Genomic DNA, 24,309 nt, shown 5'->3' on the forward strand with positions numbered 1-24,309 from the left:
CAGACCCGTTGCTTCTCGTTCCACCACCGATACCCTACCCCTTTCATAGATGCCCCATTGAGAACTATTCGTATTCCCTCCCTTCCCAAGCTTTTGCAGTCCAAAGGGAAAGGTGGCCTGGTCCTCCTCCACAGTCATAAACGAAAAGCCAAAACTGCAGATGCTGGGATGGATTGGTCGAATTTGGGCGGCGATACTCTGTCGACTCGCGAACTTTTTGTTGTCTTACCGCTTCCACCCAGCATTAATCATCAATACGCCACCGTCAACGGCCGGAGGGTCCTGGCCTCCCCAGGCCGGCATTATAAGACCGCCGTGGCTCGACACTTACTCACCATCTTGCGGCAATCATCTCATCGGACGGAATTTTTAGAGCAATTGGAGACCCACACCCTTAGTCTCTCCCTCCGCTTCCACTTCAAAACAGCCCTGCGACGGGATCTGGATGGCGGGCTCAAAATCGCGCAAGATGCCATTTGCCAAGCCATCGATTTAAATGACAACCGCATCACCGAAATTCATTTACACAAAGACCTGGATTCGGTCCGTCCCCGCCTTGAATGCTTATTAGCCATTCAGGAACCCATCGCCCGGACAATCCGATCCCCCAAAAATCTCTCGATGGTCACCAAAGCAAATCCCCGAACTGTTCCTCGGTCCTCAACAGACCATAATCCTCGTTGAAACCTAGATCGGCCCGTCCTCTCTATTCCATGTGTCGTTGGTCCTTCCAATCCTCATTCGCCAGACTTCGATTTTCTAATTAGCTGAAGACGGAACCCGTCATGGGTGGTGCCTTGGACAAGGACGCTTCAGGATGATGCCGTTCTGTTCTGTAGTCAGATGAAACTCTGTCCACGGTCGGGGACATGGATCAAATGATGGAATAGAAGAAGAAATTAGAGAGAGGTGACTGCGCGCGAGAGAGAATGCAGAACGATGGTCAATGGGTGCTTGGCCGCTCTCGTGGGATGGTTGGTCAGGGCCGGGAACAAAAATCCCATTTTTTGGCCCTTGCAGTGCCGGACAAGTCCAGGCAACCAAATGCTGTCGCCAAGGTAATTTAGTTTGACAGACACCTGGGTACCCCTTAGCACAGGAGGAATTTGATTGTCGGGAAATTCAACGAGCATGCCCTGAGGACTGAGATTGAGTACACGGCCCCGACACACTGTGTCTTGCCCATAACGAATGGCAACCGGAAGCACGAGGTAGGGCTTGATGGACATCCGGCGAAACGACCGTCGATCTCCTTGAGGAATCGGTATTGGTCGCCGGAGATCTTGTCTCAGTGCCGTCGATGTGCCCATCATCACGACTCCGTTGGATGTGCTTTGCTAGATTCAAAGATCTTCAAGGCTTCATCTTCGCTGGAAAAGATGGGGATCCATTCCCCAATTTCAGTGATTTCCAGGACATCCCGAACAAACCCTATCGGAGAAATAATGGCCAGCTTGCCACCAATTCGCTGAAAGCGCCGTTGGGCGAGAACCAACCATCCGAGGGCAGCGCTGTCAATAAATGATACGGCCACCATATTTAACATCACAAACCGATACCCTTGCAGAATGGCATGATCAATCCGCCATTTAAAATCCTGTCTGGCATGTTGATCAAATCGACCCATAAAAGTCTCCACCAAGGTATCGTGGCTGAGACTACGTTCGGAAATAACCATAGAAGATTCTTTCGGGGTGATATTGGGTGGTGTCTTCCTATATCGGTTTTCCTCGCTCCAGTCTTAACCCGGCATGCCGGCAAAGGATTTACTATTATCTTCACTAAGCTTGAAGGGACCTTTTAGGGTTGGGGAAGGAGTTCCACCATGACATCATCGATAAACTGAACCGGTGCCGGCTTGCCGGCACCGCTCTGAAAGGGACGGGTCACCCGAAGCTGGATGGTATGACGACCTGCTGCCACAGGGACTTTTCCAATGAATTGGTGCTGAACCATGCCACCATCCTCCATCGGACCGACATCGAGATCGGCTATGACTTGATCATCAATGACCCATTCAAACAATCCGCCGTTCAAATTCCTTTTATAATCGGGGGAATGGTAAATGGCTCCCACACGGGCTGAGAGCTGAATGAGGCCGGCATTGGTCATTGTAGTGAGACCAATCCCTCCACCTTGTTGCACGTCATGGGCAGGAGCGAAATGAAGCTGGCCGACTTGGACCTGAAGACAATAAGAGGGAGAAACTGGGTTCCCAAGATCACATAGGGCAACGGTAGGAAATCCCTTGCCCCCTAAGGTTCCATTGGAGGTAGAAAACACCGTCCAGTCAGAAATGGTCCCAGATTCAAAATCCGTGGCCAAGAGGACCTCGGCCGAAACAGGGCAAATACCCATCGACACTATGCCCATAAGGAAAGAGAAACCCCATCGCTGAACAGCATGTAGGCACAATTTGATATTTGAAACCATAGCGATATCCCTCCATAACTTGCACCTTTTTGCCTCTCAGAGTTTTTTTCAGACTTGAATGCCTGATAAGATATGTAGTAATGGGTGGCTAGTTCAAGGCTTCTACGTTTGAGTCTCTACTCAGACCGCAGATTCTCCCTAAAAGACCCCCCTTTTTTCCTTCTTACCGGCGGTTTCAAGAACAGAGTAGATTCGTGCACGACACAATTCATTTTTTCATTCACCCGAACATTAAGGTCCGTCCAATATGAGCACCCTTTTCACACCTCTGTTCGTCTTTTGGAAAATAGTCGGCGGAATTTCCTTCCTGCTGGGTCTTTCCTCACCGTCTTGGGCTCAACAAACACCACTGGAGGCTCATACGGTTCATCCCCTAATAACAGCCCAAGTCTTGGTGGTCGAAACCATCGCGCTTACGGAGCGAGGACTCCAGGATTCCACGGCTATCACAAAGACCGTTACCGCCCGATTGACCGACACAGGATTTACCATCGCCTCTACTCCAGAAGAACCTCACGATGCCGTCATACGGGTGAAATGCGAAGAACGACAGACATTCACCGGCCCGAGTCAACATCGGAATACTGGTCCGGCCCTTACTTCGCGATTATGGAAAGGCCCTGCCTGTCATATATCTTATCGCTATGGTGAACAATTTCCTCCTTGGAGCTGGGATGTTCACACTGCATTTGAAGATACAAGTGAGGCTGCGGAAATCGCAGGAGCCTCGAATACGGGAGCCTTCGCAATGACTGCTCTAAACACCCAACTTGAACAGGATGATTTCCCATTGTATCTAGCGGCTGAATGGGAACAAGTCGACAGATTGCTGATGCTCTTTCAGAAATCCTCCGACAATATTGACCGACAAACGACAATCCTCAAACTTTTGGGAACTTTGCCTTCCGATCAAGCCTTCGAAGCCCTTAAGCAGGCGCTCACCAACCCTGCCTTGACGCCGACGGCACTATTGGCCCTTGGGCAACAAGGAGAAAAGGCTATCCCGGCCTTGGCTTCATTTCTGGAATCCTCCACTAACCCAGACCATAGATTTGCCGCTATTCAAGCCTTGGGCGTCATTGCCACACAGAGCAATGCTCCCGCCTTATTCACTCAGTTTATGAAAGCTTTGGATACAGAAGAGCCCAAGATACAAACGGAAGCCGTCAAAGGCCTTGGAAACCTTGCGGATCGACGCGCGATTCAACCTTTGGAAAAACTTAACCTGAAAACCTGGACAAATCCTTCTACCAGTCCTGACATGATGGCTCTCCGTAAAATGCTGAGTTGGAGCCTCTGGCAACTGAGTCCAAGCGCACACACCGCAGAATGAATCACACGTGGATATTTCAGCGTGGTAGAAACCATGTCTGTGAATTTCACCCGAGACTCTTCTGATTTTTTAAACATGAATCAAAAAAATTCTGGAAGTCGCCTTTTCTCTACCTCTACTCCACATCGCATCCGTAAAAAGTCCTCGCCAAATTTACCAACCTGCCTCGTAGGCTGGTGACGGATTGGGATTAAGAAAGACTCTTCGACAGCCAATACGGACAAGAGCAAGCAAATGGCTTAGGTGAAAAATGCCTGGAGGCCCCTCAATCTTGGTCACAGCAAATCAACACGTCGGGATTTGGAAAAAATATGGGAGGAGTTCTAAAAATGAATAACCGAAGATGGTGCGCCCGGCAGGAGTCGAACCGGCAACCTCTTGATCCGTAGTCAAGTGCTCTATCCATTGAGCTACGGGCGCTTTTACTGCATTTTCAATAAGTTAGGTGAGTTCGTCAAGCAGGGTCAACTGACTAGCGTGAAGTTAATGCTAATCCGGAAAAACCGTCCCCCTTATTAGTATTGGTGATGTCCACTCTACCATTTACTAACTTTTCATGTCTTAATTTTATGTGCGGTAATTTTAAAAACTAAAATAGGTGGTCAATCTCTCTCTCCTGAAACAACCAGCCTTATACCCGTTCTTTCCTAAACGCGTCAATTCGTTGGGTAGGAACAGGTACACCCATCCTTGGAACTTTTAATTCTCGAACATCTGGTTGGTATTGAGGTGGTCGTGCATACCAAAGCTTTGGATAGGCCACTTCTTGTCTGAGGGGCCAAAATTTATTTAAAGAAACATATCCGATCATCCTGTTTGAGGGTTCATATTTTTCTTGTGGAGTCGATGTTGATTTCCCGCCTGAGATTATTCCTCGCTCGTTCCCCGGTTCATGCTATCACCGCAACCGGAATCTTTACGAAATACCAGGTTTTCATATGCATCATTCAACAGAAGATTCTCCGTTGTGACTGGTTTTTCCATTCACAACGCTGATGCTCCTGCCCGCCACACGGGCAAGTACCCATTAAGTTGGCACATGGGCCAGGCATCCTGCCTTGAACCAGACTATAACAATTCTATTGAATGAGACGAATTCGCCTTTTTTCATTGGCGGAGCTCCCCGATGGATTATACGTATTCTCATTTAACCTGTCTGGGGAATTGATACCCATCTCCCGGGAGGGTCAACTATTAAAAAAACATCACCAAGATTTCTTCATGATGGGCCCAGACAGTATCAGACAATTAATTTCAGTACTAAGGGAATCAAAAAAAGAGGGGAGGAAGTACCCATGCTTGCAGTTAGAGAGCATTGTCAGCAGAACATAAAAATTCTGGACCTCTCAGGAAGTTTTGACGCCAGTTCCAAGGTGGGACTTGAAGTCGCCATCCTCGGAGCAAAGGAAATGGGCTGTCAACACATTATCTTAAATTTTTCTGAGATTACCTGGATTGATTCAATGGGATTAGGACAATTATTCCTTTGGTATCACAAGATGAGACCCAATCACGTGCACCTCAGTATCGTCAGCCCGCAACCGACGGTCAAAGATCTCTTAGAGTCGACCCATCTCTCAGAAATTGTTCCTATCTATCAATCTGAAAAAGAAGCTGTGGAGGCTCAACCCCAGACTCCTTATGTATGAACAATCCCATTTTCAGCCTTAGAAAGGGCGGAACACCTCCACTTGAATTACCCTCACCAATTTCTTGGAATACCTATTCCCGCAACTCTTGATTTTGCTGATCAAGAAACCGGACTACAGCCTAAAAATTCCGTGGAGGTGAGCAATCCATTTCCACATTGCTCCCATCAATTTTCCAGACAATTACTTTCCCTAAATATGTTCCCCATGCGCCAGGAAAAATGCTGAAGAACCTGCAATCCCGAACACCTGAGACCAGATGCATAGGAGCAATCCGAAAGAATGACCTTTTCTCAAGCACCGGTTGTCTCCTTCTCCTTATAGGACAAGTGAAATGGAGAATCCAGGAATGAACACAGCAGATTCAACACATGATTCCGTGAATATGGCTTGCATGCCGGGAAAACCCGGCCGGGTATTTTGGTGGTTGAAGATGATCCTTCAGTGACAGGGTTATTCAAAACTTTCCTTGAAGATTGGGGATATCTCGTCTGTGGGGCGAAAAATGAACGGGAAGGCCGGGATGTGAGCATGAATCATACGGTCGACGGAATTTTGCTGGATATGCATATGCCCGGGATGAACGGGCGAATGCTCGATGAACTACGATGGTTAGGTTATCAAATGCCGGTGTTGGCAATGTCCGGTGAATTAGAAGTCGCAGCCCTTCGTCAGCATATGAACGAAGACGGTCAGGGCTACTTTCTTAAACCTGTTTTAATCTGCAATCCCTCAAACAATCCTGTCATCAGATTTTCGAAAATAATGCAATGTCTGGCCCTCTCCTTCAACCCTTTCATAATGGATAAAACCCAGGTGGGAATGATTTTGTTGTTTCCCTTTATGATCGTGACAAAAAAATCGAGCACTCCTCTCTTAATGGGGACAGCATAGACCGGATCCAACTAGGAAGATGTTAACGCTGAATTTCGTAGCAGCCAGGGGGCAGCAATTGGACAAAGTGGCATCATGGTTTGGACATCTTTTCTACAAAGGCTACCTGCAACAGATCATTTTTTCATGCTCCCCATTCCACAAGCGTGCATTTCTCTATGCGATTAACGCCCATGGGAATTGTGTCCTGCAAAAGGTTTATTTTTTGCTTATGTCAGACTCTACGGTGGAAAGCGACTGTTAGGGATTCAACAAGAGGCATTTCACATGAAGCGCAAAAATTTGACATATTTACTGGTGATCGTGGGTTTAGCGAATGGGTTACTTTTTTTGCCTTTGACCATGGAGAGCCTGCAAGCGGGGACAGTGCCCGATATTCGAGGCACCTGGAAAGATGGCCCGAGTAGTGGTTCAGTAACGGGATGTCAGGATCCGGATGATAATGGACCTTTCAGTGATCCTGGGGGAGATAACTATGGTATTACCAACCAAACTGGTTCCAACTGGAACGTAACACAGATGGATACCGTGGTTGATAACGGAATTACCGTTGTACAAACAGTGACCTGTTCAGGAACCGTATCAGCGAATGGGACAGTGAATGCGTCATGTCCTTACGTGGTTACCCTCAACGGCGGGTTTTGGTATAGCGGCACATCCACTTTAACGGCTTCCCTTGTAGGAAATACCTTGACCTACACGCTTGCCGGTCAGGATCTCGTGGGAGATACCTGTCAATGGATTCAGACGGGAACAGATACCAGGAGAGGGATTGTCCCTCCTCCTGTTGTTTTACCCATACATACGCCTTATGACCTCAATGGAGATGGGAAGGGCGACCTAATCTGGCGCAACACAAACACCGGGAGCACGGCCATCTGGTTGATGAACGGGATAGTCCGGGCCTCGGTCGGGTTCCCGGGCGGGGTGCCGCTCAACTGGCAGATCGCAGGGATCGGCGATGTGACAGGGGATGGCAAGGCCGATGTCATCTGGCGCAATAGTACCAACGGCACGGTGGCGATCTGGGTGATGAACGGCACAACCGTGACGTCCACAGGTTTTCCCGGCAGTGCGCCGACTGCCTGGGTTATTCAGGCCGTCGGGGATGTCAACGGCGATGGGAAAGCCGATCTAATATGGCGCAACAGCAGTAACGGCAACACAGCCATCTGGTTGATGAATGGGACCGCCATGGCCTCGGTTGCCTTCCCGGGCGGGGTACCGCTCAACTGGCAGATTGCGGGGATCGGCGATGTGACGGGGGATGGCAAGGCCGATGTCATCTGGCGTAACGGTAGCAATGGGGCCGTGGCCGTGTGGGTGATGAATGGAACCACTGTGACCGGCACGGGCTTTCCCGGCAGCACCTCCACAGATTGGAAATTTGAGGGTGTTGGGGATTTCAATGGTGATGGGAAGGCCGACTTTATTTGGAAGAATGAAACAAGCGACATCGTGGCCATCTGGCTGATGAATGGGACCTCTATTGCGTCGTCTAAAATTCTGGGCGGCATCGCCTCGGCGTGGAAGATTGAGCAGGTGGGGGATATGAATGGAGATGGGAAAGCGGACGTGGTCTTGAAAAATGCGACTACAGGGGAGGTGAAAGTCTGGCTGATGAATGGGGTAACCCTGATTGGAATCGGCTCCCCTGACATAGTCTCCCTCGACTGGGACATTCAACCCTAAAACGGTGACAACGCACCTCCTGAATCACTGAAGGAAAGGGAATAAGTCTCAAGCACAGATAAGACCAAGTCAATTTTCGGTGATCTGTAAAGAGCCTGTCCCACATCGGGACAGGCTCTTTTTTGTGCATCCCATTGCTCATTGGGAATGCCCACCCCACCCCACACCAAACCCTGACTCGAATGTAGGTCATCTGTGTAATGGTCAGCATCAACATACGCCTGTATTTTGATTATCCTCAACTGAGGAGATAAGAGATGAACAAACGATTTTACTACCAAAGCGAGGGGGAAAAGCTCTCGGTAAGTATTCGGTGGTGGCTCATTCTCTTTGCCGCGATTCTTGTGTGGATTGGGAAATAATCCTACCTCCATCTTCACGTGATGATTCTCATTCCTATAGGCAACTCTTTCCCAATCCCAATAACGAAAGTAAAAAATCGGACTTTCCCAACGAATTCTTTCCTCTATGAATCATAAGTCTCCCTGTCTTCATGACTCTCCTTTCAGATTCAACATGGCATCCTCCCCCTGCCTTTATAAACCAGGGTAGAAATGAGACCTCCGTTTGATCAAATCCCCTAATAACCCAATATTTTTTTGAAGGGGTTGGTCACTCTTCTGGTGGGTCAAGCAAAATCACGGCACCAAGACAATATGTCAATTAGCTACAAATCTTTGTACACATTTCCTTTACCCTCCAATTTTTGTATGGTGTTAGGAAACCTTGTTTGATCGGAGTTGAATCCAGCCTTATGCGCCACGCCCAAAGAGAGGACCCTGTTGAAATAAATAGGACAAAGGACATTTTTTCGAGGGAGAAGTCACCATTTCTGCCGATTAAATCAACGAAATAGCCAGGGCTGAAGTATGTCGGAACGAAGAGACCATCAGAATATTGTCATGCCTGAAGGCATTTCTTTCCTGCCCCCAATTCAGGTCGGGTATGAAATCTACTATGAAAACCTTGAGATTCAGGGAATTCAAGATCGGCAAGCCAATGTCTGGCAATTTATCCAAGGGTCCGAACACCTGTTGGACTGGGAACAAGAACCGAGCAATCCCCAAGATCCTCATGCCATCAAGATATTTGGGGTATCGGAGCAAATCTTTTCTACGAAACGGGATATGCTGGGCTATGTTCCAGGTGATGTAGCCAAACAGATTGTGACTGGCGGGCTCTGGCCATTTTTACAACTCAGGCTGGATTCCCTCTCTGTCGCAAATCAAGGATTCGTTGTCATCCGTTTTCAAATCCTTGGGCCCATCAGGAAAAAAAACGGTGACGAGCAACCACCTGGCGGACCGGGCATCAAGGGGGAACGAAGGCCCACCCAGGCCACGAGACCAACACTCTTGTTTGGTAGAGAAGCAGAACTTCCAAAAGCTCGTCGAAGCAAGGTCAAGCATGTCACATTCTTCATTGTAAGGATTATCCTGATCACACTTGGCACCGCGTTAGCTTTTGTAGGCGGGACAATGGGCACAGCAGCCTGGCAAGCCAAGGGGAACCTCTTTATATTGATGCTCGTGCCATTGGCATTGATCAGTATTGGAGGCCTGCTCATCTGGACTGGGATTAAACCCTCAAAAACCAAAGAAAAGACCTCCACCTAGATACTCCTTTGGGCCATAAGCACGGGTCATTCAGGCACTTCTCGACAAATCTGAAAGGTGGGCATGGCAAGCACCTATCACCTCTGGCTGACACCTACTGGTCAGCCCTACGACATTCTCATGAAAACCATTACCGACTTGAGCAAAGCGTATCACGCTCCAGTCTTCGACCCCCATGTGACGCTCCTGGGTTCTCTTCCAGGAACAGAGGAACTTATATCCCTGCAATGCGTAAAACTCGGAGAATTACTTGCACCGTTTGATATTTTTCTGGCCGAACCTGCCTATGGTGATCAGTACTTTCAATGCGTGTTCTTCAAGACTCAGGAAACACCTGGCCTCATAAATGCGCATGAACTAGCAAAAAGATTGTTCGGCAAGGCACCCAACCCCTTTATGCCCCATCTCAGTCTCTTGTATGGTCATTATTCACTTGAACTAAAACACGAAATCACGTCCACCTTATCTCAAGCCTTGCCCCTCAACTTCACAGTCGACACGATCCATCTTATCCATTCCAAGAGCGAACATCCCGTGGACTGGGCTTCAATCCTGTCAGTCCCTTTGAGTGGATAAATTCTTTCTCACTTTCTACATTCGCGAGTGGATGTCGCCTGGTGCCTTAAGAACTCCTAGGAGTCTGTCGGACTTTGGGAATCGATAGCAAAAATGTGGCTGAGCGAGGGCAGATTTTGACGATTTGCCGGCCCATAGTGGGACTATAGGCCAAGGACGCGGCGAAATATGGACCGCTTAGTCAGTTGTCCCCCATTTCTCTAACATAAGGAGCCACGTGCAAATCCATTCGGCTAATGGAAGCGAAATCGGTTACATACTGGGAGACACTCAGGAAAAACCAGGGAGGAACCACTGACTTAAAGAGCTGGGATGGGTTCTGAACTTTCTGGTTGAGAGATGCCCGTGACAATTTGCATAAGATGATCCAACACTTTTTGAATGTCTTCGGGTTTACCCAAGCTGATCTGAAAAAAACTGGACATATCAGGGATTCCGTCAGCAATTTGTTTGGCGACTTCCACAAGTCCGTCGGGTTCAATGTCCAAAAGCTCCTTTGATGATTGGATGGCCGATTGAATAGCCACCTCGGGCTGTTGGTGGCACCACATATCAGCCAACCGTCCTGATAGGGCCACGCATAGAATAGTTAACCGGGAAACGTCATCGCTCCCGGACGCCAAGGAGGGGTCATGACTCCCTTTCACGGATTCTCGCAATAATTCCGGCAATTCCCATGTCTCGGCCAACCATGCCCCGATCTCACAATGATCCGTTTTCCATCGATCTTGTTCTAACGCCTCAAGTGCCTGATGATCCTGCGCAGCTTTTTTATAAATCAACCCATATTCCATGCCTAACGCCTCACTCATCACCAACACGCCCAAGTCCTGCAATAATCCGGCAAGGAAAATCTCTTCTTCGTTCGTCACCCGGACGCGCTTGGCCAATATTTTCGCAGCCAAACTCGCCAAAATACATCGATGCCAAAAATGGGTATGATCAAACGCTCCGCCACCTTTTTTTCGTAAGTCCCGGTATAACGAAAAACAAAACGCTAACGTGGCAATAGAATTCATGCCCAATAACGTCACCGCATGGGTGACCGTCGTCACTTTATGGCGACTGCCCCCGTAAAAACTGGAATTGGCCACATTCAACAGCTTGGCCACAAAGGAAGGGTCTTTACTAATGACGTCACCAATTCGTTGGGCGGTAGTCCTCTCATCCCGACAGAGTTGGAGGACTTGCAGAGGCAAGGCGGGAATCGCCGGGAGGGTCTTGCAATTTTTTATACGCTGCAGAATCTGGGCATCCATTATTCGTTAAACCTCAGGCCTTTTATCACCATTCACCACAACAGCATTCCTTCGAAAACCAATCATCCAGATTTTTCCACGTATAGGCTTGTCTTCATAGATCGATGGGATAGGGAATTCTTTTCCGAATGAATACCGGGAAGTTGAAGAACAATCCGTTCCGGCATACGATCGGAAAACCACAAGTATTCAAAGATTTTATCGGACAATGAGTACCTGACTTGAGGTAGAAACCAGCTTCCGGTTTGACGGATTTCTCCAACGCAAACCCAGCCTCAACCGGGAAAAAGAGACTATTTAGGAGAAGGCGAGCACAGGGAATGACAGGAAAATCGAATATTTATGAACGGAGGGTGGGGTAAAGAATGTTTTGCCTTCGGGAACACAGGAAATCCATCAGGATTGGACATGCCCATAGAGGGTCGAAGGCGAGGCATCCATCACAAGAACGGACACAAGATCTCCTGGTTGACGGACTTCGTCATCCTTGGGCCAGACAACCGTCACATTGTGGTCGCTATGTCCCATCCATTGAAGGTCGGATTTTTTGGAATGCCCTTCCAGCATAACCTCCACTGTGGTGCCGATGAGTTCCTTGTTTTTTGAAAGGGAAATTTCTTTTTGCAATTCCACGATCTGGTTTGTCCTGTATCCCTTCACCTGCTCAGGAACATCGTCCGCAAATCTTCTGGCCGCAATTGTGTGCTTTCGTTCAGAATATTTGAATACGAACGCTGCCTGATAGCCCACCTCTTGCAGGAGACCATAGGTCTCCTGGAACTCCTCATCGGTTTCTCCACAAAATCCACAAATGATATCGGTGGTCAAAACAAGAGGGCCTTTCTTTCGAATGGCCTCAACCAGGTTACGATACTCTCGTTGAGTGTAACCCCGCCCCATACGTTCCAGAATTCGATCATTAGCCGATTGCAGCGGCAAATGAATCGTCTTACAGATGGCGGGATGCTCCGCAACGGCTTCAAGGAGGGCAGGAGGAAAATCTTTTGGATGGGGAGACATAAACCGCACACGCTGAACCCCTGGTACATCCCCAACGGCGATTAACAATCGGGCGAAATCCCATTCCCCGGACCGGTAGGAATTGACATTTTGTCCCAATAATGTGATTTGCCGAACCCCCTGACTGACCAATTGATGGGCCTCCTGAATAATTCCCTCAGGGTCTCGAGAGCGTTCTCGTCCTCGCGTGTAGGGCACCACGCAAAATGAACAAAAATTATCACAGCCCCGCATGACGGCGATCCATCCATTAATTCCATCCGGCCGGTCCGGGACGATATGGGCATACGTTTCATATTCGGACAGATCAACGGCCAATCCTCGTTTACGATGCTCCAGCGCATCGATAAGAAGATCAGGCAGTCGCCGGTACCCATCCGGCCCGACCAGCACATCAATGAACGATCGGGTATCCATCAGCTCTTGTTTCAGATTCTGGGCCATACAGCCTAATACCCCAATGACCAAGCCACGTTCTTGTTTTCTATTGGTATAGCGGGCTAAATGGCCATACACGCGATTATGCGCATTCTCACGAATGGCACAGGTGTTAAACAGGATCACATCGGCTTCATCATCATGCGGCGTAAATTGAAATCCTCGGGTTTTTAACAGCGACCGAACGATTTCCGAATCATATTCATTCATCTGACACCCGAAGGTCTCCATATACACCTGATAGCCACTTTGACCAGGGGAACGGGTTCGTGCCTTCAGGCTGGTAGGGAGGAGTAAAGGAGGTCCGCTCACAAACATCACCTTTCTAGGAAACGCACACAAGTGAAGACGCAGAAAAAAGATCCTGTGCCGGTGGAGGACTTTCAGAGGATGGCTCCAGCAATCCCAACGTGGTGTCCGACATTATGCCGGTCACGACAACCGGTTGAATAGTATTCCGGAGCAGATGTGGAGAACGAACGGTGACACGAAGAAAATTATCCGTGAGCCCTGGCCAATACCCGTCGGCTTCCGCTGCTTCAAATAACACCGAGACCCGTCGCCCTACAAACCGCTGTTGGAACGCCATTCGTTTGTGACCGGACATTTCCCGCAAAGATCGACTCCGCTCTTTCGTCGTAACGGGAGACACGGGATGCGGTAATTTGGTGGAAGCCGTACCGGGCCGAGGCGAGTAACTGAACACATGCAAATACGCAAAAGGAAGATCTCTGACCACCGCTTCCGTATTCGCAAATTCTCGTGGGCCCTCCCCAGGAAACCCCACCAGCACATCCGTGCCAAAACACAAGTCTGGAATGCGTTTCAGTGCTGATTCCATAGCCTCCTGGTATTCTCGTACGGAATACCGGCGATTCATGGCCTGCAATATACGATTGTCACCACTCTGTAAGGGAACATGTAAATGCCGGCACAGCTTGGTGGAACTACTCATATAGTCCAGAAGACTCTCAGGTACCGTGGTGGGTTCAATAGAGGAAATACGGATCCGCTCCAGGCCTTTAATCGCTTCAAAACGTTGAATGAGCGCCAGGAGATCGGCAGCTCCATCACGGTACTGCCCGATGTTTACCCCCGTCAGCACTAACTCCCGATGCCCCCTTTCCACCAAGAGCTCGGCCTCACAAACCGCATCCTCCAGAAACCGACTCCGCTCCCGGCCTCTGGCAAAGGGAATCAGACAAAACGAACACATAAACTGACACCCGTCCTGAATTTTTAGATTTGCGCGAGTCGTCGTATAGGCTCCAACGCCTTCTATCGAAAAATTTTCAGGATCAATCCGTCCATGATGCACCAGTGGCACAGGTTGTTTTTTAAGCTGGGGAAAAGGCGGAATGATCTCAGGCAGCTTCATTTTGAATTGATTGCCGACAATGAGGTCTATATCGGCCATGCGACGAAGCACTTCCAACCCGGTCTGGGCATAACACCCGGTGACGGCGACAAAGGCATGGGGGGAATGACGGAGGACCTGGCGGACGATTCGTCGACAATCCACCTCAGCCCCTTCCGTGACGGTGCAGGTATTGATCACGAAAAGATCCGTTTCCTGACCAAATTCTACCGGGATAAATCCGCTCTGCTGAAACCCGTCTTTAAGTAGAGCCGTTTCAGCCTGGTTGAGTCGACACCCTAACGTATACAACGTGACACGTGGTTGGGGTTGTTGGAAATCATAAGAATTCATAGGCAAAGCATTATAAAGAAGGCCTTTCCGCACAACAAGGCAGGGAAAACCAGGTTTCCATTGCCGATCGAACATGCTAAGATTTTTTATATCCTAAATGCAGCCGGGCACATTTGGGGATTGCCCTACAGTTATCTATCGTCTTTCAATCTTGTCTCCCGCCCACTTCTATTTTTTATAACAAAAGGCCTGTGCTTGGATATGGACCAAAGCTTGGCAGTCCCGTTGGTTCGAACACCATGACCCTATCTGCCTATCCTGATCCACGTTCAATCAAGCCCTCCCCTCTCAAGCAATGACTGACGGTTTCGGAAGACTCCTGATAGCTCGTTTTGTCGGCTTTCGGTTATTACCGGGCCAGATTGTAGCATTAGCCGCCCTCGGACTCATTTTTTTCGGTGCCTGCCTGCTCATGCTGCCATTCGCCACTCATCCCGGAGTGAACATTTCATTCCTTGACGCGCTCTTTACGGCAACCTCTGCAGTCTGCGTGACAGGTCTCATCGTCGTGGATACTCCTCAGGATTTCACCTTGTTTGGGCAAGGCGTGGTTCTCGGATTGATTCAGATTGGAGGATTAGGATATGCCCTGATGGCCACGATGATCTTACTCATTTTAGGGCGTCGCCTTGGGTTGCGAGACCGCATGATGCTCAGCGAATCCATGAATACGATGGATTTACAAGGATTAGTCCGGTTCGTGAAGCTGGTCGCCACGATTACTTTTGGATTAGAGGGCCTTGGCGCGGTGTTGCTCACGCTTCGCTTTGCCGTCGATTTGCCTTGGGGGACCGCCGCCTACTACGGGATATTCCATTCCATTTCGGCATTTAACAATGCCGGGTTTGCCCTTTTTTCTGATAGCTTTAAGTCCTTTCAAACAGACTGGTCCATCAATGGAATCATCACCATTTTGGTGATCTTCGGAAGCATCGGGTTTTTTGTCTTTGAAGATCTTCTGGGCAATTTTCGCGGGCAACGCTTTCGTCTACAGACCCATACCAAATTGGTGTTGGTCACCACCGCCCTGCTTATCGTGGGGGGAACATTAGGTATTACCATATTGGAGTGGAACAATCCCTCCACATTTCAATCCGCCTCCATCGGGAAAAAGCTGACAATTTCCTATTTTCACTCCGTTTCCCGTACCGCAGGATTCACATCCATCGATATTGTCGACATGCGCGATGCCACCCTCTATTTCCTGTTATTATTGATGGCCATCGGAGGATCGCCCGGGAGTATGGCAGGAGGCCTCAAAACGACCACTGCTGCTATCGTATTTCTAACCATCTTAAACATGCTTCGTCGAGATAGAGACGTAGAGGTCTTTAACCGGCGAATACCCCAGGACCTCATTACCCGAGCCCTTTGCTTCACCGTCCTGGCCATTGTCATGATTACCGGCATGACCCTCCTGTTGGATTCTACCGAATCACAACCGTTTTTATTTCTCATGTTTGAAATCACCTCAGCCATGGGCATTGTGGGTATGTCATTAGGAAACGGCGAAACACTGAGCTTATCGGCTCTCTTTACCGACTTTGGAAAAGTGATGATTATGCTGTCCATGCTATTGGGCCGGTTCGGGCCCTTAATGATCGGGTTATTTGCCGTGAAAACGGCAGTAAGCAAACCCTATCGTTATGCCAAGGCCCGAGTGATCATCGGGTAAATCGACTCAAACAATCCGTCGCTGAAGCCTGAAAATAAAAAATGCCAGCGTCGGAAGCGGAAATAAGACATAGGGCAAGACCCACAACCACACATTCTTTCCTCTTACCCTGGCTTGATCATACATCCAGACGAAGATCCAAATCATTAACAACACATAATTGGCCGTAATCCATTGAGTCATTCGGACATGTAACTGGCTTTCCCCCTCCTCACCGATCAGGAGAAAAAATATAGCCTCCAACAAGACCAACGCCAGCACTAATCCAAGGACCAAGGGCTTACTCCACACATACATGATTTGGCTCCTTCTTCAAAAAATAGTTTTCCTGGTCTCCTTTGGACCTTATCCGGTCCACCTGCGACATGTCCTAACGTGGCATAAGATGCCGTCGCAAATCAAAAAATTTTCCAAGGAACGTCCTATCGGTTCTCTCCTGACGTCTTTCACACTGACACACTGAATACATTTTTTCTCTATAAATTTTCAGATTATGAATTGTGTTAGGAATTGTCCTGATCATTTCAAATGGCACCCTGACATTTTTCAAAAAATTTTTTTCTTTTTTGGTCGTATACGTGTGCATAACTTGTTGGGTGAAAATTTCAGCCTGTTGATAACCAGGCAAATTCATTCAGAACTCCGCACGAAATATTAGGTTTTTTGAACTCACATGTTCTGCACAGAAATCCCCATTTAAGAGCCGCCATTCACAACATTTAGTATTGACATTTTTTTTGATCCGCTATAGATTGTGGGTCATTGGTTCATACCAATTATTTCTTCCGGTTTTATTTTTTCCTATTTTTCTGATGTGTGCAGGCATTTGGCATACGCCCATTCTTTCCTGCTAGAGGCCAGTCATTCGTCGATACGCTGCATTAATGGCTTCTGGTGGCACTGCTTGTTGTATGAACTCCAGGATCCCTGAGAGAATACCAGGCAGGAGAGAGGCACAATTCCAAGGTGCTCTCCTGGAAGGCAGGGACGCCAGATGAGGCGGAAAAAAATGACCGAAGAATTACCCCTCAGGTTTGCAGTCTCTTCCAAAGGAGTCCTACATGAAAATTGACCGTCGATTCACAAAAACCGGTGAAAGCCCGTATCAAACCATTCCCTTCTCACACCGATCATCAGAAATCCGTAATCCGGATGGCTCGGCCGTGTTCCATCAAGCCAACATTCTGGCCCCGGAACATTGGTCTCAATTAGCGGTCGATATTTTAGCCCAAAAATATTTTCGCAAAGCCGGAGTTCCTCAATTTGACGACCAAGGACAACCACTCCTCAATGACAAAGGCGGCCCCATTCTTGGAGGGGAACGGGATGCCCGGCAGGTGTTCCATCGACTAGCCGGTTGTTGGACGGAATGGGGCAAGACCCATCACTACTTTGATACCCCTGAAGATGCGGAAACCTTTAAAGACGAACTCAGCTACATGTTGGCCTGGCAAATGGCCGCTCCAAACTCTCCCCAATGGTTCAATACCGGTCTGCACTTTGCCTATGGCCTGTCCGGACCCTCACAAGGACATTTCTACGTAGACCCGAATACCCATCGGGTCAAACAAGCCCGCAATGCGTATGAACGCCCTCAAGTCCATGCCTGCTTTATCCAATCGATCTCTGATGATTTAGTGAATGAAGGCGGGATTATGGATCTGTGGGTTCGGGAAGCCCGCCTTTTCAAATACGGGTCGGGAACCGGCACCAATTTCTCCAAGTTACGGGCCGATGGAGAATCGTTATCGGGAGGCGGTCGCTCGTCAGGACTCATGTCCTTTCTCAAAATCGGCGATCGGGCTGCTGGTGCCATTAAATCGGGAGGCACAACCCGCCGCGCCGCGAAAATGGTGTGCCTGGATTTAGATCATCCCGACATTGAAGAATTTATTGATTGGAAAGTCATAGAAGAACAAAAAGTGGCGGCCATGGTCACCGGATCGAAAGTCTGCGCACGTCATCTGAATGCCATTTTAAAGGCCTGTCACGTCCCAGGTCAGGACGGGACGACTCAGGTCGATACCAATCCCCGAGATAACCATTCCTTACGTGAGGCGATCCAGGCCGCACGGGAAGCCGCTGTGCCTGAACCCTATATTCACCGGATGTTCAGCTACGCTCAGGAAGGATTTACCCATTTTGTGTTTCATGAATATGACACCAATTGGGATAGCAAAGCCTATCAGACGGTCTCCGGACAAAATTCGAATAATAGCATCCGCATTCCCAATGAGTTTTTTGAGACCCTTCAGGCAGGAGGGGAATGGAAGTTGACCAGACGCACCGACGGTGCGGTTTGCAAAACCATACCCGCAAAAGAATTATGGGATCGAATCGCCTGGGCGGCCTGGATCTGCGCGGATCCCGGCGTGCAATACGACACCACCATTAATGAATGGCACACCTGCCCCCAGGATGGTCGGATTAATGCCTCGAATCCTTGCAGCGAATACATGTTTTTAGATGATACCGCATGCAACCTGGCTTCTCTCAATTTAGGACGATTTCTCACATCGGAAGGACAATTTGATATTGACGGCTTTCGACATGCCGTCCGGTTGTGGACCATTGTCCTGGAAATCAGCGTGCTGATGGCTGGATTTCCAGGTCGCGCCATTGCTGAAAAAAGCTTTGCCTATAGAACCCTCGGCCTTGGCTATGCCAACCTGGGCTCCATTCTGATGAAAATTGGAATTCCCTATGATTCGCCACAGGCCTTAGCCTGGACTGGCGCCATTACGTCCCTCATGACCGGGGAGGCCTATGCCACCTCCGCAGAAATGGCCAAAGAATTGGGACACTTCAATGCCTATCCACGTAACGCCGAAGCCATGCTTCGAGTTATGCGAAACCATCGCCGAGCAGCCTACAATGCTTCGGCGGATGAATATGAAGAGCTCACAATTCCCCCAATGGGCATTCAACCGGACCAATGTCCCCAAACCCTCTTACAAGCCGCACAAACATCCTGGGACCGGGCATTGGCACTGGGGGAACAGTACGGGTATCGAAACGCACAAGCCACGGTCATCGCACCGACCGGCACGATCGGTTTAGTCATGGATTGCGATACGACCGGGATCGAGCCGGATTTCGCCCTGGTCAAATTCAAAAAACTGGCCGGCGGTGGCTACTTTAAAATTATCAATCAAAGTCTTCCTCCCGCATTACGGCATCTAGGATACAGCTCAAGCCAGATTCAAGACATCATCACCTATGCAACGGGAACCCGAACGCTCAAACAGGCCCCCTTTATCAACCATGACACGTTGCTGGCCAAGGGATTCGACCGCGAGGTGCTGGAACGCATGGAGGCCACGCTGGACGGAGCCTTTGATATTCACTTTGCGTTTAACAAATGGACCCTCACTGAGGAGTTTTGTCGAGAAAAATTAGATCTGACCGAATCTCAACTTCAGAGTCCTCAATTAAATATTCTCAAAATCCTAGGCTTTACTCAGGAAGAAATTCTTGCGGCAACGGATTTTTGCTGTGGCACCATGACCGTCGAAGGCGCACCCCATCTCAAACCTGAACATTTGTCAGTATTTGATTGTGCCAACCGGTGCGGACGTATAGGACAACGATTTATTTCTCCACCGGCCCACATCCGGATGATGGCAGCCGCGCAGCCTTTCATCAGCGGAGCCATTAGCAAAACCATCAATATGCCGGCAGAGGCATCCGTGGACTCCGTGAAGGAGGCCTATATGTTGTCCTGGACTTCCATGGTCAAGGCCGTGGCCCTGTATCGGGATGGATCGAAACTGAGTCAACCGCTCAATACTGTGAGTGAATGGGGAGATTTATCCGCCCAAAATGAGCACATCGCCTCCGTGGCAAAACAAGCGGCTTCCCGAGTGCTGGTCCGTTACCTGGCAAAACGCCGTCCCTTACCGACCCGTCGAGGCGGGTATACCCAAAAGGCGATTGTCGGTGGTCACAAAATCTATCTCCGAACCGGCGAATATGAAGATGGAACTCTGGGCGAAATTTTCCTGGATATGCATAAAGAGGGGGCCGCATTTCGAAGTCTGATGAACTGTTTCGCCATTGCGATTTCCCTGGGATTCCAACATGGCGTACCGCTTGAGGAATATGTGGACGCATTTGTGTTCACTCGATTTGAGCCAAACGGACCGGTCAAGCTTAACGACCATATCAAAATGTCCACATCGATCATCGACTACATTTTCCGCGAACTGGCGATCACCTACCTGGACCGGCACGATTTGGAACAAGTCGCCCCTGAAGATCTTCGCGTGGATGCCCTCAAGAAGGAAACGGATATGCCGGACGATGGCGAAGAGGGCTTGGTGGACCCACGCTCACTTAGCTCAACCTCAATCAGTCCCGAGGTATTTCCCTCCCGGAAGCCCGTAGGAAACGGGGCAGGAAAGAACGGAGAGCATGGGAAAGTCGCCAGAAAAGTGGAAATGAAACGCGAGACTCTCACCATCACGGAAGTACAGGAAGCCCGGCAAAAAGGCTATGAAGGCGACCCCTGTCCGGAATGCAAGCAATTTAAGATGGTAAGGAACGGAACCTGCTTGAAGTGTGATAACTGCGGATCAACCAACGGATGCTCATAAGATTGGCCTGTTAGGGTTATCTCATTGTCTCAGATCGTTAGACACCGTCTGGATCCCACACGTGACGCGTGGTTTCAGATGCCCTATGTCCATATTGGATTTTTTGGAGAGAACTATAAAGGAAATGAATAAAATCCCAATGCCCTTGTGGTGAGACGTTTTATGCAGAACTTTACAAATCAGCTTCGTTTTCGGGTCTGGGGTTTAAGAATTTTCAAAAAATCCGATTATAAAGTACGGTTTGCCCTAAATGCGGGAAAAGCTTTTATTAGATGATAACCCCTTATCTCTTGAAAGATAGAGCACAGCAGTTTACAACTATTTACTATTGCGTTATGCCTGATTAAAGAATCAGGCATAACGCAATTATTAAATCTAGCTAAGACTCGTGGGATTACCAAAACGGTGAGAGATTACTCGTTTTGATCTGCAGAATACCTTGAAAATGCCTTCGCCTAATCTACGCACATTTCTAAAGAAACGGGGCAATTAAGGGTCATGACCGCAAGGGAAGTGGCAACTCCTTCGGTGCTGGTTTCTCTTCAGGCTTTCTGACCAGATCAGGTCTGGCCTTCAAAATCCAGGCAATGGCCTGCTCGTTATAGCTTCGAAGCTGGCCGTAAACAATCCATCGCATGCTGTGAACCGTATCAATATACTCATTAAAGTGATCCTGCGTGATTTCATTGGGGGCCAATTTCAGTAATGTTGGCAGCAGGCAGCTTTCACAACCGGAAGCTTGCTCCTGAAATGACGGGTACACAAAATGTTTCGCCAAATCCAGCCGGTGACACAAGATACGGGCGAGTTGGTTGTAATTTCGTTCTTTGTTTTCCTTCCCGGCAATTCCGAGAATCTCTTCTCCATAGAGGTAGATTTTTTCCCATGTCATGGCGTACGGCGCTTTTTCTAAGAGCCTGTCGAGTAAATGGGTATTGACCCCCAACAGTTGCTCATCAAATGCCGACGTCACCACATGTTTGGCCATTTCCGGACGTTCGCATAAAATATCGGCCATCCAGACAAAGCACTTTTCCTGGGTACTTCTATCAAGATAATCGATAATGGATTCGATCAGCTTTATCTCTTCTCTGGTAATGAGCGATCGATCCCGGAGAATAATGTCTTTGGCTCTTCTGACTCGACTCCTGACCAGTTCAATTTTTGACCCGCCGTTCAGCATATACCCGTTATCGTAATCAGCCCGTTTTTCTTCGTGACTGAGCACGGCATAGGCTTCGTTGATCCTGAACATCCTTTCCTTGGCGGCCTGTCGTTCCGCTTGTGGGACGACATCCTCATGATTTTCTTTGACAAATTTCCGCCATGCACTCTGCACCTCCTTCAGGAGTGCATCTTCAGGAATTCCCAGAATTTGGTAATAGTTCAATCCGTCAATCATGGTGTTGTACTAAGGGTTAATTCTCGATGCGAACCATAGTCGCGTAAAAATATACGCGAAGGACAGGGCTTCACACCAGAGAATCTGTTGTCAGAATTAGGAAATCAGCCACCTTTTTTTCGATTACTGCAGATGTCACGCTGGTGCGAACCAATAAACCTGGACACCACCTACCTTCTACCTCAACCATACGTGGTATTGGGCTTGCCTCATTCCATTTTTCAAGTCTTCAAAAAAATATTTATCCCCAGAATTCACATAATGAATTCCCTTTTCACAAAGGGCATTGTGACTTCACAGTGAAATTATCCACCACCGTTCACATCTTTTCCACAAATTGTGACATTGACAGAGGTATCTCCCCTCTATATAAGAGGACGCATTCACAGAAAACTTAACTCCCTTGCATTCTCTTCCCTCTACCCCCATGAATGCACTGCTGGTGCTTTTCCCTGGTTTTTTTTCCGTAAGAGTGACTGGCGTATTTCCCTGCCCGTCTTGTCCCTCTCCGCACTTCTTCCTGAGGGGGCGTCAATGCCCAAATGTCGGCGGCCACCAGCTTATTCATCGATTTTTTTTATAAGTCTTTTATTCTTTAAGAGGCCTATCATGGAAAGCCGTCCCACCATTGACCGTGCAATCGTTGCAAAAAATTGGCATGCTCGCGGATTTTCCTGTGGGGTGTGGATTGATCATGCCGGACGCGAATGGAGAGCCGCCACCCAGGATATGGAAGAAATATTTATGGCAATGTCAGGAGAATTGGAATTAGAAATCGCAGGAGAGCGGATTCAACCATCTGTAGGAAAAGAAGTTCTTATTCCCAGCGGTGCACCTTATACCATTCGTAATATTGGGGGTACAACGGCTCGTTGGCTCTATGGGCAAAAACGGTCGCCTTCTGCTCCCCTCCAACCGGTCGAATTAAATCGGGATCTCATCCATACCCCACTGTAGAGTTTGACCGAATGTGGCTACTTTTACGAGTAGCCGCACATCACTTCGCATCCTTGGCACAACGAAATCCTGTTGTCAGATCTTGAAAATCAACTTCCCCTTTTGAGCGAGCGGTCACCCGCAAGTTTACCGGCTGATCTTCCCACGATCCCCCGCGTAATACTTTATAATCGCCTTCCGCCGGCCCTTGAGGATTCTTTTTAGGGCTTTCTTCATAATAAAAACGTTCATACCAATCATTGACCCATTCGGCCGCATTCCCGGCCATATGGTACAAGCCATAGGCGCTTTTTCCGCCCTGTTTTAACCCGTGACGAATACTCATGCCCCTGGTCCCACTGGTAACCGGAGAAAGCGTCAATTTATAACTGACCCAACCAGTCGTCCCCTGATTGTAGTTGGCGATATCCACAAATGGCTGCATGTGACCCCATGGATACCTCCGCCCATCTGTACCCCGAGCGGCTTTCTCCCATTCGGCCTCCGTCGGCAAGCGTTTTTCCACCCACTGACAGTACCGATTGGCATCGTTCCAGGAAATGCCCACGGCCGGTCGAATCCCTAATTCTCCGGTGGCAACACCATCATCCCACAGCGGTGGGGGTTCAATGCTGTAATCGGTATCTAATAATTTCTGATATTCCGCCATGGTCACTTCGTACCGATCGATAGAATAGGCATCCAGCCACACGGTATGTTCCGGTCGTTCGTTCCGAGGACCGTCATTATCTCCCATGAGAAACTCCCCTTCAGGAATCAGCACCATGGAACCCGGCGGTCCATCATCTTGCACCGGAGCATCCAGCCAAGAATTTCCTCCTTTGGATTCTTGAGCCAAGGTGGGCTGGCTCAGACTATTGAAAATGAAGAATACCGCCATTATGCCCAATAACCATGTGTGCGTCATAACACCTCGCCAGAAATTTGAATAATTAAATTTTGGTCCGCAACACGCGTCACATTCCGTCTTCAAATACCCACCGGAATCAGAACTGATCATTACACACTGAAGTACTTTCAGCGATACCCTGGCTAGCCCAATACCATACGGCCGAATTG

General features: G+C 48.7%; 19 protein-coding genes and 1 tRNA gene. 10 read left to right on the forward strand and 10 right to left on the reverse strand.

Going from position 1 to position 24,309, the window contains the following annotated elements; all coding sequences use genetic code 11:
* Positions 1–57 precede the first annotated feature (57 nt).
* Complete coding sequence (locus LX98_RS15855) at positions 58–684, forward strand: RusA family crossover junction endodeoxyribonuclease (RefSeq protein ID WP_496429828.1); 627 nt, start codon at positions 58–60, stop codon at positions 682–684.
* Positions 685–899: 215 nt separating this feature from the next.
* Here LX98_RS15855 and LX98_RS15860 read toward each other — a convergent pair whose 3' ends face one another.
* The 3 genes from LX98_RS15860 to LX98_RS15870 all read right to left on the reverse strand — a co-directional run bounded on the left by LX98_RS15860 (position 900) and on the right by LX98_RS15870 (position 2,358).
* Positions 900–1,313 (reverse strand): PilZ domain-containing protein, encoded by a 414-nt coding sequence (locus LX98_RS15860; protein ID WP_496429829.1) that lies wholly within the window; start codon positions 1,311–1,313, stop codon positions 900–902.
* Positions 1,313–1,678, reverse strand: a complete 366-nt coding sequence (locus LX98_RS15865; RefSeq protein WP_496429830.1) for an STAS domain-containing protein — start codon at positions 1,676–1,678, stop codon at positions 1,313–1,315. Before LX98_RS15865 ends, LX98_RS15860 begins: the two co-directional genes overlap by 1 nt.
* Before the next feature lie 122 nt (positions 1,679–1,800).
* The gene (locus LX98_RS15870) at positions 1,801–2,358 is read right to left on the reverse strand and encodes a hypothetical protein (protein ID WP_496429831.1); all 558 of its coding nucleotides are present in this window, start codon (positions 2,356–2,358) and stop codon (positions 1,801–1,803) included.
* Between the two features lie 322 nt (positions 2,359–2,680).
* Between LX98_RS15870 and LX98_RS15875 the strand changes: the two genes are divergently transcribed.
* The gene (locus tag LX98_RS15875) at positions 2,681–3,766 is read left to right on the forward strand and encodes a HEAT repeat domain-containing protein (protein WP_496429832.1); all 1,086 of its coding nucleotides are present in this window, start codon (positions 2,681–2,683) and stop codon (positions 3,764–3,766) included.
* A 344-nt stretch (positions 3,767–4,110) separates the two neighbouring features.
* Here the strand turns inward: LX98_RS15875 and LX98_RS15880 are convergent.
* Positions 4,111–4,186, reverse strand: a tRNA-Arg gene (locus tag LX98_RS15880).
* 875 nt (positions 4,187–5,061) lie between these two features.
* On the opposite strand from LX98_RS15880, the gene LX98_RS15885 reads away from it, so the two are divergent.
* The 5 genes from LX98_RS15885 (at position 5,062) to LX98_RS15905 (ending at position 10,193) form a co-directional block, all read left to right on the forward strand.
* On the forward strand, positions 5,062–5,415 hold the full coding sequence (locus LX98_RS15885) for an anti-sigma factor antagonist (RefSeq protein ID WP_496429833.1): 354 nt from the start codon (positions 5,062–5,064) through the stop codon (positions 5,413–5,415).
* 390 nt (positions 5,416–5,805) lie between these two features.
* Positions 5,806–6,309 carry a response regulator gene (locus tag LX98_RS15890; protein WP_496429834.1) on the forward strand — a complete coding sequence of 168 codons (504 nt, stop codon included), beginning with the start codon at positions 5,806–5,808 and terminating at the stop codon, positions 6,307–6,309.
* Positions 6,310–6,576: 267 nt separating this feature from the next.
* Complete coding sequence (locus LX98_RS15895) at positions 6,577–8,001, forward strand: FG-GAP-like repeat-containing protein (RefSeq protein WP_496429835.1); 1,425 nt, start codon at positions 6,577–6,579, stop codon at positions 7,999–8,001.
* A gap of 869 nt (positions 8,002–8,870) precedes the next feature.
* Positions 8,871–9,617, forward strand: coding sequence for a hypothetical protein (locus tag LX98_RS15900; protein WP_496429836.1), 747 nt, complete (start codon positions 8,871–8,873; stop codon positions 9,615–9,617).
* A gap of 63 nt (positions 9,618–9,680) precedes the next feature.
* Complete coding sequence (locus LX98_RS15905) at positions 9,681–10,193, forward strand: 2'-5' RNA ligase family protein (protein ID WP_496429837.1); 513 nt, start codon at positions 9,681–9,683, stop codon at positions 10,191–10,193.
* A gap of 299 nt (positions 10,194–10,492) precedes the next feature.
* Here LX98_RS15905 and LX98_RS15910 read toward each other — a convergent pair whose 3' ends face one another.
* The 3 genes from LX98_RS15910 to mtaB all read right to left on the reverse strand — a co-directional run bounded on the left by LX98_RS15910 (position 10,493) and on the right by mtaB (position 14,621).
* Complete coding sequence (locus LX98_RS15910; RefSeq protein WP_496429838.1) at positions 10,493–11,452, reverse strand: HDOD domain-containing protein; 960 nt, start codon at positions 11,450–11,452, stop codon at positions 10,493–10,495.
* A gap of 396 nt (positions 11,453–11,848) precedes the next feature.
* Positions 11,849–13,222, reverse strand: coding sequence for a tRNA (N6-isopentenyl adenosine(37)-C2)-methylthiotransferase MiaB (gene miaB, locus LX98_RS15915; RefSeq protein WP_496429839.1), 1,374 nt, complete (start codon positions 13,220–13,222; stop codon positions 11,849–11,851).
* Positions 13,223–13,235: 13 nt separating this feature from the next.
* Entirely contained in the window at positions 13,236–14,621 is a 1,386-nt protein-coding gene (gene mtaB / locus LX98_RS15920) for a tRNA (N(6)-L-threonylcarbamoyladenosine(37)-C(2))-methylthiotransferase MtaB (protein ID WP_496429840.1), read from the reverse strand.
* A 295-nt stretch (positions 14,622–14,916) separates the two neighbouring features.
* On the opposite strand from mtaB, the gene LX98_RS15925 reads away from it, so the two are divergent.
* Positions 14,917–16,296 (forward strand): TrkH family potassium uptake protein, encoded by a 1,380-nt coding sequence (locus LX98_RS15925; RefSeq protein WP_496429841.1) that lies wholly within the window; start codon positions 14,917–14,919, stop codon positions 16,294–16,296.
* A gap of 6 nt (positions 16,297–16,302) precedes the next feature.
* Here LX98_RS15925 and LX98_RS15930 read toward each other — a convergent pair whose 3' ends face one another.
* Positions 16,303–16,593, reverse strand: a complete 291-nt coding sequence (locus tag LX98_RS15930; RefSeq protein ID WP_496429842.1) for a hypothetical protein — start codon at positions 16,591–16,593, stop codon at positions 16,303–16,305.
* Positions 16,594–17,357: 764 nt separating this feature from the next.
* On the opposite strand from LX98_RS15930, the gene LX98_RS15935 reads away from it, so the two are divergent.
* Entirely contained in the window at positions 17,358–20,891 is a 3,534-nt protein-coding gene (locus LX98_RS15935) for a vitamin B12-dependent ribonucleotide reductase (RefSeq protein ID WP_496429843.1), read from the forward strand.
* A 496-nt stretch (positions 20,892–21,387) separates the two neighbouring features.
* On the opposite strand, the gene LX98_RS15940 is transcribed toward LX98_RS15935, so the two are convergent.
* Positions 21,388–22,293 (reverse strand): DnaJ domain-containing protein, encoded by a 906-nt coding sequence (locus LX98_RS15940; protein WP_496429844.1) that lies wholly within the window; start codon positions 22,291–22,293, stop codon positions 21,388–21,390.
* Positions 22,294–22,902: 609 nt separating this feature from the next.
* Here LX98_RS15940 and LX98_RS15945 point away from each other — a divergent pair.
* Positions 22,903–23,250, forward strand: coding sequence for a cupin domain-containing protein (locus LX98_RS15945; protein ID WP_312646379.1), 348 nt, complete (start codon positions 22,903–22,905; stop codon positions 23,248–23,250).
* Between the two features lie 40 nt (positions 23,251–23,290).
* On the opposite strand, the gene LX98_RS15950 is transcribed toward LX98_RS15945, so the two are convergent.
* Positions 23,291–24,157, reverse strand: coding sequence for a formylglycine-generating enzyme family protein (locus tag LX98_RS15950; protein ID WP_312646378.1), 867 nt, complete (start codon positions 24,155–24,157; stop codon positions 23,291–23,293).
* Between the last annotated feature and the right edge of the window lie 152 nt (positions 24,158–24,309).

Source organism: Nitrospira marina (genome assembly GCF_059568365.1).

Coding starts and splice junctions, on each gene's coding strand:
- LX98_RS15905 (WP_496429837.1), top strand. CDS start 9,681: ATGGCAAGCACCTATCACCTCTGGCTGACACCTACTGGTCAGCCCTAC.
- LX98_RS15910 (WP_496429838.1), bottom strand. CDS start 11,452: ATGGATGCCCAGATTCTGCAGCGTATAAAAAATTGCAAGACCCTCCCG.
- LX98_RS15885 (WP_496429833.1), top strand. CDS start 5,062: ATGCTTGCAGTTAGAGAGCATTGTCAGCAGAACATAAAAATTCTGGAC.
- LX98_RS15870 (WP_496429831.1), bottom strand. CDS start 2,358: ATGGGTATTTGCCCTGTTTCGGCCGAGGTCCTCTTGGCCACGGATTTT.
- LX98_RS15900 (WP_496429836.1), top strand. CDS start 8,871: ATGTCGGAACGAAGAGACCATCAGAATATTGTCATGCCTGAAGGCATT.
- LX98_RS15930 (WP_496429842.1), bottom strand. CDS start 16,593: ATGTATGTGTGGAGTAAGCCCTTGGTCCTTGGATTAGTGCTGGCGTTG.
- LX98_RS15875 (WP_496429832.1), top strand. CDS start 2,681: ATGAGCACCCTTTTCACACCTCTGTTCGTCTTTTGGAAAATAGTCGGC.
- LX98_RS15860 (WP_496429829.1), bottom strand. CDS start 1,313: ATGATGGGCACATCGACGGCACTGAGACAAGATCTCCGGCGACCAATA.
- LX98_RS15895 (WP_496429835.1), top strand. CDS start 6,577: ATGAAGCGCAAAAATTTGACATATTTACTGGTGATCGTGGGTTTAGCG.
- LX98_RS15950 (WP_312646378.1), bottom strand. CDS start 24,157: ATGACGCACACATGGTTATTGGGCATAATGGCGGTATTCTTCATTTTC.
- mtaB (WP_496429840.1), bottom strand. CDS start 14,621: ATGAATTCTTATGATTTCCAACAACCCCAACCACGTGTCACGTTGTAT.
- LX98_RS15925 (WP_496429841.1), top strand. CDS start 14,917: ATGACTGACGGTTTCGGAAGACTCCTGATAGCTCGTTTTGTCGGCTTT.
- LX98_RS15945 (WP_312646379.1), top strand. CDS start 22,903: ATGGAAAGCCGTCCCACCATTGACCGTGCAATCGTTGCAAAAAATTGG.
- LX98_RS15940 (WP_496429844.1), bottom strand. CDS start 22,293: ATGATTGACGGATTGAACTATTACCAAATTCTGGGAATTCCTGAAGAT.
- LX98_RS15865 (WP_496429830.1), bottom strand. CDS start 1,678: ATGGTTATTTCCGAACGTAGTCTCAGCCACGATACCTTGGTGGAGACT.
- LX98_RS15935 (WP_496429843.1), top strand. CDS start 17,358: ATGAAAATTGACCGTCGATTCACAAAAACCGGTGAAAGCCCGTATCAA.